General features: G+C 58.6%; 18 protein-coding genes. 12 read left to right on the top strand and 6 right to left on the bottom strand.

What is annotated here, in order from left to right; genetic code table 11:
• The 4 genes from IEX10_RS19095 to IEX10_RS19080 all read left to right on the top strand — a co-directional run bounded on the left by IEX10_RS19095 (position 1) and on the right by IEX10_RS19080 (position 3,213).
• The gene (locus IEX10_RS19095; protein ID WP_188678844.1) at positions 1-306 is read left to right on the top strand and encodes a hypothetical protein; all 306 of its coding nucleotides are present in this window, start codon (positions 1-3) and stop codon (positions 304-306) included.
• A gap of 124 nt (positions 307-430) precedes the next feature.
• Positions 431-1,159: a DUF736 family protein gene (locus tag IEX10_RS19090; RefSeq protein WP_188678842.1), complete on the top strand. Its 729-nt coding sequence runs from the start codon at positions 431-433 to the stop codon at positions 1,157-1,159.
• Positions 1,160-1,314: 155 nt separating this feature from the next.
• Positions 1,315-1,851, top strand: a complete 537-nt coding sequence (locus IEX10_RS19085; RefSeq protein WP_229678650.1) for a hypothetical protein — start codon at positions 1,315-1,317, stop codon at positions 1,849-1,851.
• 318 nt (positions 1,852-2,169) lie between these two features.
• Positions 2,170-3,213 (top strand): IS110 family RNA-guided transposase, encoded by a 1,044-nt coding sequence (locus IEX10_RS19080; RefSeq protein WP_188678840.1) that lies wholly within the window; start codon positions 2,170-2,172, stop codon positions 3,211-3,213.
• A gap of 245 nt (positions 3,214-3,458) precedes the next feature.
• Here IEX10_RS19080 and IEX10_RS19075 read toward each other — a convergent pair whose 3' ends face one another.
• From IEX10_RS19075 to IEX10_RS19055, 5 genes are read right to left on the bottom strand one after another with little or no spacing between them, the layout of a single operon-like run.
• Positions 3,459-4,181, bottom strand: coding sequence for a DUF6602 domain-containing protein (locus tag IEX10_RS19075; RefSeq protein WP_099249422.1), 723 nt, complete (start codon positions 4,179-4,181; stop codon positions 3,459-3,461).
• A 12-nt stretch (positions 4,182-4,193) separates the two neighbouring features.
• Positions 4,194-5,093, bottom strand: coding sequence for a CBASS oligonucleotide cyclase (locus IEX10_RS19070; protein ID WP_188678838.1), 900 nt, complete (start codon positions 5,091-5,093; stop codon positions 4,194-4,196).
• Positions 5,090-5,593, bottom strand: a complete 504-nt coding sequence (locus IEX10_RS19065) for an HORMA domain containing protein (RefSeq protein WP_188678836.1) — start codon at positions 5,591-5,593, stop codon at positions 5,090-5,092. Before IEX10_RS19065 ends, IEX10_RS19070 begins: the two co-directional genes overlap by 4 nt.
• Positions 5,590-6,060 (bottom strand): CBASS system Cap8 protein, encoded by a 471-nt coding sequence (locus tag IEX10_RS19060; RefSeq protein WP_188678834.1) that lies wholly within the window; start codon positions 6,058-6,060, stop codon positions 5,590-5,592. Before IEX10_RS19060 ends, IEX10_RS19065 begins: the two co-directional genes overlap by 4 nt.
• Positions 6,060-6,965 carry an AAA family ATPase gene (locus IEX10_RS19055; protein WP_099249429.1) on the bottom strand — a complete coding sequence of 302 codons (906 nt, stop codon included), beginning with the start codon at positions 6,963-6,965 and terminating at the stop codon, positions 6,060-6,062. The genes IEX10_RS19060 and IEX10_RS19055 overlap by 1 nt, the downstream gene beginning before the upstream one ends.
• Positions 6,966-7,146: 181 nt before the next feature.
• Here IEX10_RS19055 and IEX10_RS19050 point away from each other — a divergent pair, with 181 nt between their 5' ends.
• The 8 genes from IEX10_RS19050 (at position 7,147) to IEX10_RS19015 (ending at position 17,700) form a co-directional block, all read left to right on the top strand.
• Positions 7,147-8,208: a helix-turn-helix domain-containing protein gene (locus tag IEX10_RS19050; protein ID WP_188678832.1), complete on the top strand. Its 1,062-nt coding sequence runs from the start codon at positions 7,147-7,149 to the stop codon at positions 8,206-8,208.
• Between the two features lie 7 nt (positions 8,209-8,215).
• A complete protein-coding gene (locus IEX10_RS19045) occupies positions 8,216-8,701 on the top strand; it encodes a PIN domain-containing protein (protein ID WP_188678830.1) in 486 nt (161 codons plus the stop codon).
• A gap of 591 nt (positions 8,702-9,292) precedes the next feature.
• Positions 9,293-10,222, top strand: a complete 930-nt coding sequence (locus IEX10_RS19040; protein WP_188678828.1) for a DUF2493 domain-containing protein — start codon at positions 9,293-9,295, stop codon at positions 10,220-10,222.
• Between the two features lie 269 nt (positions 10,223-10,491).
• Positions 10,492-11,484: a nucleotidyltransferase family protein gene (locus tag IEX10_RS19035; RefSeq protein WP_268237055.1), complete on the top strand. Its 993-nt coding sequence runs from the start codon at positions 10,492-10,494 to the stop codon at positions 11,482-11,484.
• A 530-nt stretch (positions 11,485-12,014) separates the two neighbouring features.
• Positions 12,015-12,221 (top strand): hypothetical protein, encoded by a 207-nt coding sequence (locus IEX10_RS19030; protein WP_188678824.1) that lies wholly within the window; start codon positions 12,015-12,017, stop codon positions 12,219-12,221.
• A gap of 547 nt (positions 12,222-12,768) precedes the next feature.
• Positions 12,769-13,362, top strand: coding sequence for a helix-turn-helix domain-containing protein (locus IEX10_RS19025; RefSeq protein WP_188678822.1), 594 nt, complete (start codon positions 12,769-12,771; stop codon positions 13,360-13,362).
• Positions 13,349-15,682, top strand: coding sequence for a relaxase/mobilization nuclease domain-containing protein (locus IEX10_RS19020; RefSeq protein WP_188678820.1), 2,334 nt, complete (start codon positions 13,349-13,351; stop codon positions 15,680-15,682). The genes IEX10_RS19025 and IEX10_RS19020 overlap by 14 nt, the downstream gene beginning before the upstream one ends.
• Positions 15,683-15,690: 8 nt before the next feature.
• Complete coding sequence (locus IEX10_RS19015) at positions 15,691-17,700, top strand: type IV secretory system conjugative DNA transfer family protein (RefSeq protein ID WP_188678818.1); 2,010 nt, start codon at positions 15,691-15,693, stop codon at positions 17,698-17,700.
• Positions 17,701-17,790: 90 nt separating this feature from the next.
• Here the strand turns inward: IEX10_RS19015 and IEX10_RS19010 are convergent, their stop codons facing one another.
• Entirely contained in the window at positions 17,791-19,815 is a 2,025-nt protein-coding gene (locus IEX10_RS19010; protein ID WP_188678816.1) for an ATP-binding protein, read from the bottom strand.
• Positions 19,816-19,851: the final 36 nt, after the last annotated feature.

Raw genomic sequence — 19,851 nt, 5'->3', positions numbered from 1 at the left:
ATGACACTCGAAGAGATTAAAGCCGCCATCGATGCAGGTCAGACCGTACATTGGGCCAACACCGGCTACCGCGTGCACAAGGACAGATTCGGCCAGTACCTGATCACGTTTGAGCCGAACGGCAGCACCATCGGGCTGACCGACCGCAGCGGGCAGCGGTTGAACGGGGATGAGGCAGAGTTCTTCATCGCGGGACCGGAGGAGGGCGACGAGAATACCCAGGACAGCCATTTGAGACCAGACGGGCAGGGGAGGGGCGTCGTACACGGCGGGGAGGTGGCACAATCTCTCAGGCACCAGCGCTGAACTGAAGGTTGGGAAGAAAGGAAAGCGAGCTTTCTGGTTTGTGATCCCAGGAGGGGTCGAAAAAGCAATCCCGGATGCGCTGGCAAGGACGTCAGGCACCGGCCAATCCAAAAGGAACCATCCCATGTTCGCAGGAACCCTCACCCGCAATGTCGAGACCGCAGCCGCTCAATACTCTGGCGTGATCCATTCGACGCGTTTCGATATCGCCATCCAGCTTGAAAAACGCCCGAAGATGTCCGCGCGCAGCCCGGATTACGACGTGACCGCGGTCAACAAGTCGGGCCGCAAGGTGCGCATCGGTACGGCCTGGAACGAGACCGGCAATACCAGTGGCAACCCCTACATCTCGATGCAGATCGACGTGGGTCTCGGCCCGTTCCGTGTCAATGCGGTGCAGACCCAGGAGGCGCGTGCGGCGCAGAGCGGCGAATTCGAGATCATCCCGCTTGTCTCGAACGGCCTCATGAAATCCGGCTCAATCTCGGGCGAGTTGACCGCGATGGACGCCGACAACGCCTTCGCGGGTTACATCGCCAACATGATGTTCGACCTCGATTTCATGCTGATCGAGAACGACTACAAGTCCGAGGACACCCATCCCGATTACCGGGTCGAGGTCAGCTCGCCCCGCGGCAAGCCGATCCGCGTCGGGTCTGCCTGGATGGCCAAGAGCAGCCGCACGGGCAATGACTACCTGTCGCTGCTGATCAACACGCCCGATGGCGATCTGCGGGTCAACGCCGTGCAGAACGAAGAACAGCGCGGCGGCAAGACCTTCTCGATCATCCCGTTCATCGACGGTGGTGAGCAGCCGCAGGATGGAGGCGCGGGGCTGTCGCTGGTCGCCTGATCATATCACGAGGCTTGAACATTCGAGTAGCAAGGGGAGCCGTGGGATCACGGTTTCCCTTTTTCCATGTCCGTTTGCGTGAAGGAGCCCACCCGCTTGCAATCTGGTGCGATTGCTATACAATAATATATTAACGTAGTATCGGGGGCGGGCGCGTGGCGGCGAGATCAGGGACGGTTCCATGGTTTGACAACTTTGATGTCGCGGCCGAGGTTGAGATCCTCACCGCCCATATCGAGCGCTGGACCGAATTCGCGCTACCCGCCCGAAAGCGCGATGTTATCATGTCTTTTGCCAAGTCGAAGCTCGAGACGACAAGGCTGGCATACAGAGAGGCCAAGGCGGCGGGCAAGCCGGTGTCCACATCGCGGCGTGCTTATCTGACCGACCTGCAGGACACGATCTTCATGGCGATACCGGAAGAGAACCTCGCGCTGATGCCGCTGAGCGAGCAGGTCCTGAACGATCCGTCATTTTACGCGGACGCCATGCACCGTGCGTCCACCATCAGCGAGGACGAGCTCTTCATGGCGCTGTCCTCTTCGCTGAACGACATGAAGGTGCAAGACGCCCGGGCGTTTGTCTCGAAGCTCTGGCACGGCACGATTGACGACAATGCTCGCAAACTTGCCGAAGCCTTGAAGCGCCCCGAGCGAGAAACCATGCCCCTGCGGCCTGGCAACACCGTGTAAGATCACGATAAACCGGCTCCCCGTTTTGGTAATTCGTGAGTTGATTCAGCTGGCGAGGGAATTGGGTCAAAATCGCAAATCGCCGGGGATATGCAGGCAACAGCGATGCGCAGGAGGTGTCCTTTGCGGAACCGGGAGCCATCATCTGCGGTCGGATCGTCAGATCATGGACGGCTCGAATCTGCCACTCAGCAGCGATTGGCCCACTGCGATGCGGCACACGTTAGCGGACATGGCGTATCTGCGGCGAATCCGGCTTCGAGGTTTCGAACATCGTTAGTGTCGATGATGAAACTTCAGAGCCACAGGAGAACCACCATGAAACGGTACGTTGGAATTGATGTCGCGCAAGAGCAAAGTGCGCTTTGTATTGTGGATGATACGGGCGCGATCATTCTTGAGAGCACTTGCCCGACCGATCCGGATGAGATTGTTCGAACCATCGCTACAGCGGTTGGTGATGTTGAGAAGATCGTGCACGAGTCTGGCCCGCTGTCGACCTGGTTGACGCGGGAATTGGCCAAACGGGGGGCGCCGGTTGTCTGCATTGATGCGCGCGCCGCCCACAAAGTGCTCTCAGCGCGGATGAACAAGTCTGACAAATCGGATGCTGTCGGTCTGGCGCAACTGGCCCGCACGGGTTGGTATGGTGAAGTTCATGTAAAGAGCGAGGCGAGCGATCAGTTGCGCCTCATACTTTCGGCACGAGAGCGGTTGATCCGCATCCGGATGGATATTGAAGGCCAAGTGCGTGGACTTTTGAAGGCTTATGGGATCCGACTTGGGCCGGTAAATGCCGGGTATAGCCGACAGAGCTTCCGCGACCAGCTTGGGGCGGCAATAAAGGGCGAACCAAGCTTGGAGATGATCTTCGCCTCATTGATCACCGTGCATGAAACTGTCTGTCTTGAAGCCACAGCGATTGACGCAAAGGTGCAGCAGCTTGCGAAGGACGTCCCACTGGCGCGGCGGCTGACCAGCATTCCCGGCGTTGGGCCGATCGTGAGCCTGCGCTTCATCGCGACGATTGATGATGTGACACGCTTCCGCAAAGCAACAGACGTTGGAGCTTATTTGGGACTGACCCCGAGGCGATATCAATCCGGCGAAATGGATTGGTCGGGGCGCATCTCCAAACGCGGTGACGGCACAATGCGCAAGCTGCTTTACGAAGCGGCCAACATCCTGATCCAACGAGTGTCGCGCTTCTCACCCCTCAAAGCCTGGGCCATGCGGCTTGTCGCGCGGAAGGGAATGAAGAAAGCCATCGTCGCAACGGCCAGAAAGCTGGCTGTCATCTTGACACGCATCTGGCGCGACGGGACGACCTTCGCCTGGACCAAAGAGGAGCTGCCCGCATGAGATAGCTCAAAACCGAATACGCCCGTCCGGGTGTAAAGACGTCCCATCGGGACGGTGGCAGGATGACCTCGCTGTCGAATGTCGATGCGCCTGACCCCAGGCGACCTCGCAGCGGACCGTTTTGAGGCACCAGTCCCCGACGCCACTATGAGGCGGCAACACCGACCTCGGAGAGAACCATGAACCCGATGAGACCGAAATACGCCCTTGAATTGACGGCCGCAGATAGAGAACCTTTGCGGCAACTATTTGGTCAGCCAATCTCCATAGGCGTCGATATCGATCATCGGCACAGTGCCGCTGAACTGGAGGTGCGAGATCAACGCGAACAAGAAGGCAGTTGCCGGTTTCGCACCCTCAACCAGGTCGTAACCCTTGTCTTCGTCGAACACAAAATGCCCGTGGGAGGCAACACACCCGATGTCCAACCGTCTATCATCTTCGCCTTCGTTTAGGACCCTTTCGAACGATGCACCCAAGGGAGGTTTCCACTCGCTCTCGAATGTCAGAAGCCCGCCAATGATGGGAATGAGTTGTTTTGGTGGGTAGACCCCGCCAGCATGCGGGATTGGTAGGCTGGTCCGATGCAGGTTTCGGACAGATGCGACCTTGTCTTGGGCATACTTCACAAGACCGGCATCTGCCGTCTGCTTTGCCTCGAATACTGCATAGACGCTCTCAGCTGGAACGATGAGTTGTTCTTCGTACGTGAAGATGAATGGCGAATACTGGCGGTCAAAGACCACGGCATCAATCTGGTCGCTGAAGTTTCCCTGGCTGTCCACCACGTGTGCGCTTGCGACCTGATACCTTTCGGGCAGGTACTGGGCGAGCATGCCCATCCATATGGCTTCGCTGGCATCTCCTTTCGCAACAGGATGCTTGAACGACTTTCGCGCTGTCGACAGCCGATGCTGAATATCCTCGTGCAACGACGATAGAAGTTGTGATAGCGACCATTCAGCCATTAATTTTTCCTTCTAAGACAGCGGGAATTTTGGTCCGAAGAAAGCGCGCCACGCTTTCAGAGCGTCTCCGTTCTTTCCCTGGCGCGCCAAGTGGATTGCGGCAGCGATGTCGCGGTTTGCCTGATCCAGAATTGTCTGGGCGCGCTTTACCATCGCCGCGTCCATTCGATCGCTAACAGGAGACCCGAGCCCGGCCGGATCTGGCCAATCCTCGTGAATTCGGTCGCGCAGCGTCGCGAAGAACGCTTGGATTTCGCGGTCGTGTGAACCTCCCCAACCACCATGAAGGCATTCCATCGCCATCACCTCGATCAGAAAGGACGGCTTGATGGGTTTTTCTCCGTGGCGGCTGTTCTGGTTCCAGTACTTGACCATGCGCACCAAGCCCTTCCACTCATTGCCATAGGCTTGGTGGGCTTCGACGGCTTTCTGTGCATGAATTTCGGGGTTTGTGCCCATCCACTTCCCGGTTGTGTTGTTTGGGATTTCGTAGTCGTCTCCCTTTGCGAATGCGGGCACAGTATCCACGCTTACAACCCGATAATCTGTGTTGTCGTCGGAATCGACGACAACACCAAAGTCCACACCCACGGAGCGGCCCTGTTTTTTGACGGCGCTTCTTCCATAAACGTCAACCAGCGTGTCGTGGAACGCGGTCAGTATCTTGTCGGGGTGTTTGTCTCGATAGTGTTCTTCATCCTCTCCGAGAACGAAGAAGATATCGACATCCTTCAGTGGCTTGGTTTTGGTCCAGCGGGCATAGCTTCCTGTCAAAAAGCTGCGGTCAATCCGAAAGGCGGCATCCAGGTGTTCGCGGACTTCTTTCTGACGCTTGGATGCGTTCTGCCGCTCCTTTTCGTTCAACTCCATTCGGCTTTTGAATTTCTTGAATGCGTCCGGGAGTGAAATCATGATGCCTGCCTCCAATAGGACGCCGAAGCGCCCAATCCATTGTGTTCAATTGTGGACCCGAGACTTTGGCGAACCATGCCATCGGTGGAGCGGGCTGTCGTGGGGCTCCAACCTTCGACGTCTGGCCTGCCATCTCTGGTGTAAAGGAGCACGCGATATGCGGCGTTTTCTGGCGCAAGCCCCGCTTTCTTGATTGCAAACCTCAACTGATCCGTGTCGGTGTAAAACGATCCGTCTCCGGCCGACCAGCTGTATGTCACCTCGATATCCCACTTGCGAACTAGCTTGTCAGTTCTGGGATCGTAGATTTCCAGCGTAATCCGTTCGAGATCACCAGTGCCTAGCCAGGTCTTCAGTGCCCGCATTTTGCTCTCGGCCGTGTCCATAAGGTTGGCCGGGTTCATGCCGCTTAGCCTAATGATATCCTTCAGACTTTTTAGGACGTTGTCGGCCACATACGTGACGGACTGGGTGCGGGAATACGTGATGACCGATGTCATGGTTTCAACAACCCCTCGAGATCAATTTCGAGCGCCGCACCTTGCGAACTGTTCATGGTGTCTTGCTTCTTGGTTTCAGTTTTGTCGCGGGCCGTGATGCGCTCACCCTTCTGTTTCAGAGCTGATTGGACCCAATCGAGGTCATCGGGTTCACATGGCAGTGAAATCGACCAATCACCTTTCAGCGGATCAAAACCGAGCACGTCTTCGTTTGCATCCGACCCATCGATCGCATCGTCGTCGTAAATGCAGTAGATGCGCGTTTGCGGTCCCTCACAGCTGACAATGATTGGTGAGTTTTCGCAGGCTTTGTCCGCGATAACGCTGCTTGCAATGCCAGCGACAATGCCGAGTTCCTGTTGCGCGCCGGTATTTGTCCGGGTGAGCAAGTCGCTGATGGTCGCCCATGTGGCCACGGCGTCGCGATGCGGTGAGCTCCGGAATGTTCTGCGGGTTACAGTTGCCATCACTTCCCCCGATTTGCTTTTTTGTTGATTTGGGCTGATTTCGCGGCTTTTACCAACTGAGACAGTGTTACCGAGCCGGGGTTCAGTGCCACCTGAGTGTTCGAGGCGAGCGCGTTCGCAACCGTTTTTCGGATCGCCCTTCCGTCAAGACCGACGAATTCGCCGGCGCATGTATCGAAGCCATGGTCCTTGGTCAGCTCTTCAATCTCAGGATAGGTGCTGCCAAGCCCCAAGAGACACTCCCGCAAAATCGTCTTGCAGGCTTCTTTCCCTGGAAGAGGTACTTCAAGTACCAGATCGCATCGGGAAACGAAGGCATCGTCCACGGCTTCCGGGTAGTTACTGGTCGCCACAAATAGCAGGTTTTTGTGAGATTCTGCCAGCAGGTCGAGCTGTACCAGTACGGCGTCCGTGGCTCGATGAATGTCAACAGGGTTGGCATCAAGGCTGAGCCTAGACCGGTCGACCGCAAGTGTTTCCACCTCATCCAGCAGCACAATCGTCGGACCTGCATTAGCAAGTTCTGAGAGGGTCTGCGCAAAAAGGTCAGAAACCGCCCGTTGCGTTTTCCCCATGGCGGAACTCGTCAATCCATGCGCTTCCACCTCAACCAGTTGAAAGCTTCCACCCTTGAAAGCCGCCGCTGTTCGGTTGGCCAACCCTCGCGCGAGCGAAGTCTTGCCCGTCCCGGGTGCGCCAACCAGGAGAAGGACGCCATGGAGCGGCAACACGGCTCGGCTCATCTTTGGTCGCATTGTGAAATTTAGCACCGCCTGAGAGAGCAGGCGCTCCTTCATCTCGGCTTCGACGATGATTGAGTCCCAGAGTTCTGCCAGACCGGGGTCCGGCAGTGCCGTAATCTTCTGAATTCCTTTCGGCAGGTCGCCCGCAAACGGTGCGTTCATGGCTGCTTCCTCGGTTCTTTGCCTGTTCAGCGCCTCTTGGGGCGACTTGGCGGTTTACAAATTTGCCTTCGTTTTGGCTTCGTGTTACAACTTAGGGACAATCTGCCGCGCTTTCAAGCGTTGTAGTTTACAAAATATCAATCATATGGGTGAAATGTAAACCACCCACTGGGAGGACGTTATGATTGGCAAGAGACTCAAAGGAGCCCGGGCGGCATCTGGCCTCTCGCTACGTGCACTTTCCGATGCCATGGAGAACAAGGTGTCCGCTCAAGCCATAGGCAAGTACGAGCGCAATGAAGGCATGCCTGGATCGGGCGTGCTGCTGAGTCTTGCCCGAGCACTCGGCGTCTCTGTGGATTTCCTGCTCAGCGATGATGAGCTTGAGTTGGAGGGCGTTGAGTTTCGCAAGTCAGCCAGCTCGTCAGCCAAAGAGATCGCGACGATCGAAGCCAAGACGCTCAATATGGTTGAAAAGTACCTAGCTGTCGAAAGCTTGCTGAATCTTTCGAGCCAGGAATGGGATGCCCCGCACGAAGCACCCTATTGGGTGGCCGATGTTCGTGATGCCGAGGACGCGGCTCGCAACATGCGTGCTTCTTGGCAGCTGGGTCATGACCCGATTCCAATGCTTGCCGAACTCCTCGAGGAGCACGGGATCAAAGTGCTATCTTTGGATGTCGATCGGATTGACGGGCTTGCGGCGAAAGTGCGTCGAAAAGAGCATCACTCCGCCCGTGTTATCATGATCAAGAAGAAGACCTGGTCTGAGCGGAAGCGCTTCAGTTTAGCTCACGAATTGGGCCACATGGTTCTTAAAGTCGCCGAAGGGTGCGATTCAGAACGCGCCGCAAATCGATTTGCTGGTGCATTCCTCGTTCCGGCAGAAGTGCTACGGCAGGAGATTGGTGCCCGCAGAACGGACATAAGCATTGGTGAGCTCATTAGTCTGAAGGATCGGTTTGGCGTCAGCATTCAAGCGCTGACGTATCGATGCAAGGATTTGGAGATTATCAACCAGGCAACCTTTGCGCGCCTGTTCAAGGTCTATAAGCAACGTGGTTGGCGGGATGAGCCGTTCGAGGAGCCAAATTCCATTCCGTGGGAGCGAGAAGAACCGGACCGCTTTCAGAGGTTGTGTTTTCGTGCCCTCTCCGAGGGATTGATTGGGTTGTCTCGCGCGGCTGAGCTTCTCGAAATACGAGTAAAAGAACTGGAAGAACGGTTGGACCACATGGCATAGTGCCCATGTGCAAGTTCTTGTTTCTGATACCTCCGTCCTGATCGACATTGAAAGAGCCTCGCTGACGGCGAGGCTCTTTGATCTCCCCTATGATTTTGTTGTCCCAGATATTCTTTATGAAGCGGAACTCCTCGACTGGATGGGTCCTGATCTGATCGATCTGGGTCTGAGAGTGGAAGAGCTCACGCCAGAAGAAACCGCACGTGCGACAGAGCTGAAGCGGGCGAAAGCTATGTTATCGACGCCAGATGTCTTTGCATTTTGCCTGGCGGCTGGAAGGGATTGGGTTCTCCTTACCGGAGACGGTGCGCTCAGGGCTGAGGCCGAGCGCCAAGAAATCGCGATGCACGGCGTCTTGTGGGTCTTCGATGAGATGGAACGTCACGAGGTTTGTTCGACCGCCCTCCTCATGTCGGGTCTCGAAGCGGTTCGTGATCACCCAAGATGCAGACTTCCCATCAGGGAGATCAATAGGCGCCTTGCGAGACACTAACTTGTTTATTCGGCTTGCTTGAAGGAACTTGTTGCCAAGTTTTTCTTTGGTTTAGCCTTGCGGCCTCCCCTGTTCGGCTTCGCGTGTCGCAGGTGAGAACGGCCCTTCGGTCCGTCGCGCATTCGGCCATGCGGCCTCACCGCGGCGCAGCACCCGGCATCCCGGTTTGCCCGTCTCGCGAGCACGTCGCTCCCCGGCCGCTCCGCCGGATTGCGCTGCGGTCTGTTTTGCTGGGCAAAACGATCCCGCCGCTCCATCCGTCTTCCGCGTCCGCTCGCGCCGTTTGCCTGCTCGTGTCGGGCAAACCTACCGTCAAAACACACACACATGAGCGCGGAAGCATATCCTCCGGATGGCCCCCAAATCAGCCCGCCTCAAGGATCGCAAAACTTTTCGACGAGGGCGGGGCCTGTGGCGCGGAGTGAACCCGTGCGTGAGCGCGCGCATGTGTCGGGTGCTGCGCTCGGAAAACTTTTGCGCCCGGCAAGCCGGCGGCTGCGCCGTCCCTGACCCGGGCAGATTCGGAAACCAGACATTCGGCCATGCCACCACACTCACGTGGTGGTCGAACCCAATATCTGGAGAATGAACATGGCTTACGATCAAGCGAACACCTACGAGACCATCGAGCTTTTCGGGCTGACCGAGAAGGACGCCCATCTGCCGATCCCGGAAGATCACATCCTGAAGGACAGCATCATCCGCGAAACCTTCGAGACCTTGCTCGGGCAGTTGCGCAGCACCGGCCTCGAGGCAGAAATCGAACCGCTGGCCCACGGGCTCGCCACGATCCTGCAGCGGCGCAAGGTGGCGCTTGGCAAGGAAGTGGATCGCACCGCCGACAAGATCGGTGCCCTGGCAAAATCCCACGATGGATCGGAGATTGCTGAAACTGCTCTCGAAGAAGCGCAAGCCCGCTTCCTGCACCTGCGGGAGATCGTCAGCGCCATCGAGGTGATGAGCGAGGCGGCGGCGGAATGCTACGAGATCGAGACGGGCCATGCCTTCATCCCGGCGGCAGGGTCACGCGCCAGCGCTCGGGCGCAAGAGACCGGGGCCGTCTTCGAGGCCCGTCAGCTCCTGGAGCAGCATGATCGCGAGACGGCTGCGAAGTCGAAGGTCGAGGGGGTCCCCTTGATCGTCTCGGGCGCGACCGACTGGACCGATATCGATGTGATCTTCAACACGCTCGACAAGGTTCGCGAGCGGATCAAACAGAACCGCAATCAGGAAATCTTCCTCTGCCACAAGGGTGGCAAGCATGGGGCGGAGATGATCGCGGCCCGGTGGGCCCGGGCGCGTGGGGTCGCGCAGGCCCGGTTCGATCCGCGCTGGTCTGCACACGGGCGGGCGGCACCCTTCAAGTGCAACGACGAGTTGCTGGACGACAAGTTTGCCGCGACGGGGGTTGTTCTCTTCGGCGGCAATGGCGTGGCGCTGAACCTCGGGCAGAAGGCCGAGGCGAAAGGGCTGACGGTCATGCGGGTCGCCGATCCGGCGAAGAAGACTTCGGAGACATGAACTGAGAGGGTCGCGCGTGGCGCGGCCCTTTTTCGTTTCTCAGAGGCGGGTGTCGCTGCTTCATCGCTCAACGCTGATCAAGAGACGTGTCAGTGGGGGCCTGGCCTTTGCGTTTCCTGGTGTCCGGTTTCGGGGTGGTCTTGAGGTGCGGAGCGCGCATCGCTGAAGTCTATTTTTCGCCTTGCCTAGCAATTTCCTGTTTTGATAGGTATATGTGTGCCAAGCAAAATTTGGAAATGATAGGCATGACCCCTCTTAGCAGTATCGCGATGAGCGCCTACACCGATCTGGTGCGGCTCCTGAAGGATGACGCCCTATCCGGTGTGGAGGGCAAACCAACGCTTAAAGAGCGCGGCGACAAGGCCTACTGGTACGCGGCCCGCCGTGTCGGAACCGAGATGCGCTTCATCTATATCGGCGAAAACAGTGATGAGACGCGCGCGCGCATCGAGCGTATCGAGGAGCTGCGCGCGACTGCCAAGGACCGACAGGCTGAGCGGTCGCGGCTGGTCCGACTCTTGCGCGCCGAAGGCATGACGCCGACCGACCGGGCGACCGGCTCGATCCTCTCCGCAATGGCAGGTGCCGGGACCTTCCGGCTGGGCGGTACGATTGTCGGGACGAATGCGTTCCGGCTCTATGAAGGCGAGCTTGGCGTCCGCCTGCCCCTGGGCGGCATGGCCAACACCGGCGATATCGACATCGCGCAATTCGAGAAGCTCAGCGTCGCCTTGCAGGATCAGGCCGATCCGGGTTTGGCCGAGACCTTCGCGGCACTCAAATTTGATCCCTTACCGGCTCTTGACCAAGGTCGGACTTGGCGATGGGCCCAGGGTGGCAGTGGCCAGTTGGTCGAGTTTCTCACTCCGGCGTTCGGAGATGAGACCATCCGGGATCTGCCAGCATTGGGCGTTAACGCCCAAGGATTGAACTATCTCAACTTCCTGATCGCCGAGCCGATCCATGCGGCGGCGATCTATCGATCCGGCATTCTCGTGCAGGTCCCGCGTCCAGAGCGCTATGCGATCCACAAGCTGATCATCGCCGATCGGCGGCGTGACGGGGCCGGCAGCCTCAAGTCGGCCAAGGATCGAGAGCAAGCGGCCTTCCTGATCGAGGCAATGGCCGAGGACCGCCCTGATGATCTGGCCCAGGCTTATGCCACCGCACTAGAGGTCGGCCCGCGCTGGCGCGCACACATCGACAATTCGCTGAAGCGCATGCCGGAGACGAAGTCCATCCTCGAAAGCTTGGGCGCGTAATAGTCGAGGCGATGATCGTTGCTCTGCTTCGTGCTACTGGCAGACCGCTCGCAGAATTCTTGAACTGACCACTGCCCGACACTGTCCTTTACTCCTGAACCCTTGTTTCCGGGTCCCCTGCCAGCAACCCATACCCGGTGGATTGGCTTGGGGTCATCGCAAAGAGGGACCTTCACCACGCAGTCATACCTCGCTCTAAAAGCCGAGCTTGAGGCAGAAGAGCAGCCCCTCCAGATCGATGGCAATCCGGAACATGGCCCCCGTATGTGGCGGTGTGAACCCACCGGGCGCGTCGCCTCGACATGAACGAGGCCAGTGGCGTCTGCGTGATGGGACTGGCCATCCGAGTCACACCTTTTTGCTCACTGATGTGGATCGCACGGGGTCGGTCCGGCCGTGCCCTCCGCTTCGCTCCGGCAAGCACAAATACGGCTTCCACGCCTTTGGCGCGGACCCTCCGCATTTGCGCTTGCGACCGGGCCTCTTGCCCCCGTGCTGTGAGATCCCCATCGCAAAAAGGAGATACCCAAATGACCAACCACTACGTCGCCACCGTTCCCGTCAAGTTCACCGACAATGACGGCCAGGAACGCACTCGCTTCCAACGCGTGGGTGCCATGTTCCGCAACACCCGCAACGGGGACGGCTCGGAGTTCTTCAGCCTCAAGCTCGACTTTCCGGTCGCGGTTTCGGAGCTGGTGATGTTCCCGCCGAGTTCGAAGGAACCGCAGGACTAAATCCTCTGACGAGGATGGGCCGCCGTCAGGCGGCCCTGTCCCTGTTCCAGGGACGCCGTCACCGGCGGGGTTGATTGCCGGTGGCGACCCCCAGGTGTCGGTCGCTGCGCGTTCGTGGGTCGAACGCCGCCAAGATCAAAGAGATCGCGACAGACCGTCCAGCCAGCCTCAAGGGGGCCATCCGCAAAAACAGTCAGGCCGGGGCCTGCCGGTTTTTGCGGCGGAGATTTGGCAAGCCAAATCTGGCCCTCCTTGACCCTGCCTGTCCGCCCTGTCGGTGGGGTTTGCGCCCGCCCGCGTTTCCGTCCGAACACATGCGTGTTCGGCCAGACCCTCGGGCGGTACAGGCGGACGGTACCCTTGGGTCAGGTGGGTTGCCCGGTGGTGAGGGCAGAAGGGCCGCGTCCCTGCGGGCCGCGGCCTGAAGCGGAATACAAGGCTGCGGAGACCAGAAGCAACGTAAGTATATTATTGACAGTCGGATATAGTATCGTATGGTGGGGCAGCCTTGTATGAAGGTGGCAGGAAATAGGGGGTCTTTCTTCGCATGTCGCGCTCAAAACGTCTCACAGATGCGGACCGCATGGAGATCGTTCGCGAAGCTGCGGAAGGCGTTTCCACTTCAGTGCTGGCGGAACGGTTTGGCGTTTCGGTGCGGGCGATCCAGTACACGCTCAAAGCCGATGCCGAGCGCCAAGTGGATGCTGCGATCCCGGTCTCCGCTGTCAGTGTGAAGGTGACCACTGCAGAGCTCGCAGTCCTCGACGCGGTGTTGGCGAAGGCGGGGATCGAGAGCCGGGCCGAGGGGCTGCGGCGGCTCATTCAGGCGGCGGGTGGGGTGTTCGTTCCGGACGCGCAGATGGCGGCCGAGATGGCGCGCTACCGCGCCTCGCTGCACGAGGTCGGCAATGGGGTCGCGCAGATCGCCAAGCAGATGACGCAGGCCAACCGGCAAGGGCAGGGGGCCATGGGAGGCACGAGTGCCGAGTTCACGGAACTGCGTCTTGCGCAGATGCGCGGGCTGGCGAGGTTCATTCTGGATTCTGCAGACGAGATCGATCTGCTCCTGCGCCGCCGTCGAGACGCGATGCAGCTGCAGGCCACGGCCGCGCTGAGGGAGTTTGCCCATGCGGCTGAATGATGCGGTTGACGCTGTCACAGGCGAGGTCTTCCGGGACGGCTGGAGCCGGATCCGGGGCTCGATGCAGGGGCTGCATGTCGCCAAGCAGAGCCAGCTTGTGCGCGCGGCTGCAGGGCACCGGCCAGCGGTCTTCAAGGCGATCCGGGGCGGCGGCACGCATACCAAATCGCAGCTCGCAAACCAGCTCGATTACCTCACGACCAAGTCCACCCATATCGTGGACAGTAGCGGGTTCCTCGATGGCAAGGCGAAGCTCGAGGCGGGCGACATCAAGGACCTGACCGAGCGCTTTGCCAAGCGGTGGGATGCGGGCTTCAAGCCCAAGCTGGGCCAGACCACACACATGCTCATGTCCTTCCCCATCGGCACGCGCGGGGAGGATGTGCGCGACATCGCAACGGATGTGGCCGAGCGGTTCTTCCAGACCGACGCGGGGCATTTCGACTACATCATCGCGGTGCATGAGGACCGGGATCACCCCCATGCGCATCTGGTGCTGAACCGCCGCTCGCAGGAAGGCGAGTTCTTCTTTCTGGGGCGCAACCACCGCTTCAACTATGACGACTTCCGCCTCGCCATGGTCGAGGAGGCCGAGAAGTATGGTGTGCGGCTGGAGGCCACGCGGCGGGTGGATCGCGGCGTCGTGCATTACCCGGCCCGCACCAGCGAGGTTTATGCGGCGAAAGAAGAGGGGCGGGCACCCCGCGAGCGGGAACGTGTGGGGGCCGACCTGACCCGGACGCTGGCGGAGATCGCCAACACCAGAACCGTCTACCATTCGCTTGCCGCAGAGGCCTCCCGGGAGGCCCGGGCAGACATCGCCGCGGCACTCTTCCGCGCGGGCGAGGTGCTGGCGCATGGCGGACAGATGGACCGAACAGGAGATGTGTATATGGCCGAGGATCAAAGCTTCGAGGATCTGAGAAGCCTCTATGCGGAAAAGCTCGCGCGAGTGCAGGGCATGATCGCCGAGAAGTCTGACGCGGAACGTCCCGTGCTGGAAAAACGCCTCATCGACATCCAGACGCAGGTCCAGCACATGCAGCCTCTCGGTTTGCGATCATCCACGCTGTCAGAGACTCCCTCGGAGGGCGGGATCTATTCCGAAGCCAATATCGACGCCAGCCAGCGCGAGCGTCTGGCAGAGCCCGATCTGAGATCGCGCATTGACGTAGCACTACGGGGCACCGGGATCAGCACATCGGAAGTGGTGGCCCGGATCGAAACCGGGGCCTCGAGCGCCGCGCTGGAGCATCAATGGATCGCAGATGATCTCTCTAAGGTGGCCGAGGCGCGCGATCTGAACCTCGAGCGCCGCGCCGATCTGGAACAGGCGCGCGACATTCTCAACGATGTGCATGTCGCGCTCGGCACGCTGCTGGAACGCGAACAGGTGCTGCGCCGGGATGGTGTCATGGAAGCGGAACCGGACAGCGAGCGGTTCCATTATCATGAGGGCGCGGTCCGGGCGATGGAAGGGACAATCCGTCAGGAGATGCGCGCAGACGGCCTGACAGCGCAGCAGATTGAGGACCGGGATTGGGAGGTTGTATCGCGAGCGGAGCGCCGGATCGAGACGGAGCAGCGCGCGTATCTCGAAGCACACCCGGAGCTGCTTGCACGCCCTGGCGATGTGATGGACCGGTCTGAGCCCTACAGGGAGACCATCACCGATGCGGCCCGCGCCAGCGAGATCACCCGAGAAGTCGACCGGATCATGGAGGGACGCGACCTCCGCACGCCCGTTGCAGATGCTGTCACGGATGACTTGCGCGCGCGCTATCCGGACATGCCGTCCCACCTCGCCCGCGGGCTCGGCGCGACCTATGCGGCCGTCGTCGAGATCCGCGACACGGAGGTCATCAATCAGGTCCGCCGCGAAAACGAGTTGCGCGAGGGGCTTGGGTCTGGCACGCGCGACGCACTCCTCGCAGCCCGCGGTGAAACTGCACCGCAGTTTGACCGGTCCGACCGCCTCGCAGGCGAGATTGCGCGCGTCCTGGACCATGAGCGGGCGGGAGAGTTGTCCGCGCCCTTCGAGACCGAGGCGGAGCGGGACGCCTTCCGCGAGGAGATCGCGCGGGTGCTGGATGACCGCCAATTGGGCCGCCTCACATCCGGCGATGCCGATGCGCTGGAAAAGGTTCTCGAGGACCGCCTCGACCGGCTCTATGTCGCCAAGGTTTACCTGCAATCGGATGCCGCGACGGCCAACACGGAGGCCTTGCGCCAGGTGGTCGATGATCTTGCCGACACCGAATACGAAAAACACCGCACCACAGACGTGGATGGCGAGACCGAGCGGGGTCAGGTCCATTGAGCGCCTCCATGGGAAAAGCGCGGATCGCCACGGGCGTCCTGCTTGTGACGCTGGTGACCGCCGCCATGGGCTATACCATCGCCTCCGCGGTGCTGACCTACCAGGATATCGGCTTCGGGGCCGAGATCGACTTTGCCTATATCGCGCATAACTATCTGGCGATCCTCGATCGCCGCCCGGAGGACGCACAACTTATTCACCTGATCATCGGCAGCTTTGCCGCCGCCGGCCTGATGCTGAGCCTCGCCCTCTCGGGGTCCGCCCTGACACGCTTTGGCCAGACCCATTGGCAGACCGCGCGCGAGATGAAGGCCAATGGGTTCTTCGGGGCGCCCGGGACCGGGTTCATCCTCGGCAAACTTGGGCCGCCCGGCTCCCGCGCCAATTACATTTGCTCCAAGGTCTTCCCCCATGCGCTGATTGTGGCGCCCACGGGCCGCGGCAAGACCACGGGCTTCGTTATTCCGAACCTGCTGACCTGGCAAGGCTCTGCCGTGACGCTCGATGTGAAGGGCGAGTGCTTTGAGGCCACGGCCCGGCATCGCGCAGCCCAAGGCGACAAGGTCTATCGCTTTGCCCCCACCGATTGGGAGGGCAAGCGCACGCATCGTTACAACCCGCTCCTGCGCATCTATCAACTGAAAGATCCCGCGCGCCAGCAGATGGAATTGCAGCTTCTCGCGACGCTGTTCCTGCAGAGCGACAATGACCGGGTGCAGGGCCTCCTCAAGGGCGGCATCGATCTCTTCGTGGCAGCAGGCCTGCTGGCGTTCCAGCGCAAGCGCCCCACCTTGGGCGAGATCTACCGCATCGCGGCGTCGGGCGGGAACAAGCAGAAGGAATACTTCGCGCGCGGCCACGAGGTGGATAACCGGGCCGCCAAGCTGATCTTCACCCGGCTGGCCTCGACCAACAACGATACGCTGACCTCTTACGTCTCGCTCCTGATGACCTCGGGGCTGGACCAGTGGCAGAACCCGGCCATCGATGAGGCGACGGCGGTGTCGGACTTTGATTTCCGGACAATCCGCAAGAAGCCCTTTTCGGTCTATCTCGTGGTCCAGCCGCTGATGGTCAAACCCCTCGCGCCGCTGATCCGGCTGTTTTTCTCCGACCTGCTCTCGGCCATGCAGGAAAAGGATCCCGGGCCAGACGAGCCGTGGCCAGTGATGATCATGCTCGACGAGTTCAACCGTCTCGGCAAGATGCCCATCGTGGTCGAGAGCATCGAGACCCTGCGAACCTATCGCGGTCACCTTGCCGTGGTCACGCAGACGATCCCCGCCCTCGATGAAATCTATGGCGAGAACACCCGCCGTGCGCTGCAGGGCAACGCGGGCGTGAAGCTCTACCTGACGCCTTCGGATGAAAAAACCGTCGAGGAGCTGAGCAAGGCGGTTGGCAAGACCACCAAGACGGTAATCACGCGTTCGCAGTCCATCGGTAAGAACCCCTTCGAGGGCCGCAGCCAATCCACACGGACCGAAGAAAGCTCTTTGTTGCCCGAAGATGAAGCGCGCCGTCTGCCCCTCGACGAGATTGTCATGGTGATCGATGCCCAGATGCCGGTCCGGGCAAAGCGGATCCAGTACTTCGACGATCGGCTGTTCAAGGCGATCCACGCGGCACAGACGGGGGAGCTGCCGTTTCCGAAGCCGGGGGGAGGTGGCCCGCAGGGGAATCTCCCACTGAGTGTGCGTGCCATGCCGATGACACCGCCTGCGAACGGACCAAGTGGACCTGAAACTGACGCGGTTGTGGACAGCGCAAGCCACGTTGCGGGCCGCGGCCAATCTTCAGGGCAAACCGACATCGACGCAAAGAAAACCGCGCCCGTCGTTCAAGCCGTTATCGCCGAGGAACAGCGACAGATAGAAATGGACTTTGGGGGCCAGGTTGTGGATGCCGAGACAGTGGGCGTGGATGATGAGGCGCAGATGCGCTCTGCTGTCGATGGATTGGATGAAATGGAAGCGATGCTGCGAGAGGACGGTGGTGAAAAGCTGGTTGCCCGATAGGGTGGCGGGCATGGCGTGTCTGTCGGACGGGGCGGCGTCTGGACATTTGCTAAGCTCGACGCAAAGGTCTACGAGGCCAAGTGACATTGCTTACTCGCCTGCCAAGCGACTGATCCGAAGCCCAGCATAATTTGTCTTACCCTCCAAGATATCGACAAACACCATGTTTCTTTTGGCGGCACGGTCTTTCAGTCGGTCGAAAGCCAATACTTCGATAATCATGTTACGCGTGTCAAAGTACTTGTAGGCCATTGGGCCTCCGAAATTCGTGATCTTGAAGTCATTGTCTTTAAGGTATGTTTCTAGATCGTCGTTCCAGTCGGCTATGACGTAGCCCCGCACCATATTATCTTGAGAGACCTCAACTTTTCGGTCACCGCTCGTCGTCACGCCACCAAAATCGCGTATTTCTCCGATCTGTGAAATGAGTTGTTGCACCGGATTGTCAGTTGGTTTGGCTGCGTTTTCGACGGCGGCAAATCCCTTCTTATGTGGTCGTTTCATTTCAACAATAAGAAGTTCTTTTTCGTTGTTCACCAATATGTCGTGAGCAAACGATCCTTTTTCGCGTTGCTTGCCCTTTGGGGTCCGGTCACTGGAGATATACTCCGCGTACGCTAGGTCGTCATCGATTAGCCACAGGTTGTGCGAAGAGTAGTCGATCTCGTCGCTGTCCTTATACCTGGGGTAAATCAACTCGTGGACGGCATCTTCTTTGGCCACAGACCCGTCAGACCTGCGATCAAGCATTTCCGTAAGCACTTTGATTACGTCATTCCGATAGGCCACGTAAACGGCCAACGCCTCTTTTGCATCGGCTGGGATGTTATCTCTGACTACCCTCTGGAGTTCCTCTAGCGGCGTCTTTGAGTTTATCTTCCGAAAGTCGAATTTGCTTCGCAGCCGCTCGACGAACAGGTCTTGCGCCAACTGCTCTTTTGATTCTGTGATACCTCTCTCACTGACGAATTCATCAAGAGTTTTTCCTCCAAGACCTCGTCGAAGGACAGGGTCGAGCGCAATCAGCTCCTCGACGTTCGACTTTATCGTCGCACGCCTTGTACCCGTATATATTGGCTCAAGTTCTAAAATACGAGCCTTTGCTTCGACAGCAAGTGCGTCTTTCAGTGATCTTTGCTTGCCTTGATGCTGAATCTCAATCCCAAGGTTCTCAATTCGATCACGAGACTGAGTGGCTTTGAAATAGGGACTGGTTACTGAAACGAGATAGTTGTACCGCCGCTTCTGGTCATTGAAAGGCGTGTCCCGGAGCCCTTTGGCAATGTTTTCAAGGTCACTTGTCGCTCTATTGTCCGCATAGAAGTAAAGGCTGTGACGTTTCGATTTCTTAGCATCGATCTGCATGTAGCGGAGATGAAATTCGACATGCTCGCCGTCTATCTCAAACAAAACGGTGTCCTGGTCACGCTGTGTCACGCTTTCCGTGAAATAATCGGAGAGGTTGAAAGTCGCGCCGCCGATTACACACAAGAAGTTCTGAGGCGTCTTTTTCTGGACGAACTCCAGAAGAAAATGATCCAGAAGAGCGATCAATATTTCCTCTTCAGTATAGTCATCCTCTTTTGCCTCATTGGCAAAATCGAAATATTTGAGGTACTCGTCTTTCGGATTGCAAAACTTGACGGTAAGTCCTGTGTCGTGTTTGTGTGGTGCTAGATGTTCGCTGCTGTTCAACTCTTTAAGGTTGTCGTCTTGATCAAGCGGCAAGTACTCGAAAACGGCATTGGCAACCCTTCCGTCTAAGAATTTCGTCGGCGAAGCGTAGAATACACTGTCAAATATCTTGAAGGAAACAAAACGCCCAAACCCTTTTCCGTTCCGGCGTAACTTGTTCCCAGTAAACGGCGTCAGAAAAGCGTCCAGATTGGCAGCGCTGAATCCCTCTCCGTTATCCTCCACCACAATGGTTTTCGCATCGATGTCAATTTCAACCCTGATGAAGCCATCTTCGTGAGCGCTCAAGGTATATTTGTCTTCTATCGAATGAAGTGCATTGGAGACTGCTTCGAAGACCGGATATAGAAAGCCCGGAAGGCCAGCCGGAAGCGATGCTCTTTTGATCTCTGATGCTAGATCTAGGCGCTTGTGTTTCAAACCGGCATCTCCAAGGAAATAGGTTGGTGGATTGGT

Source organism: Neptunicoccus cionae (assembly GCF_014643735.1).
In the GTDB taxonomy this organism is placed as follows: domain Bacteria; phylum Pseudomonadota; class Alphaproteobacteria; order Rhodobacterales; family Rhodobacteraceae; genus Amylibacter; species Amylibacter cionae.
Note: the sequence above shows the minus strand (reverse complement) of the source record. Positions and strands in the feature narration are given on the sequence as shown.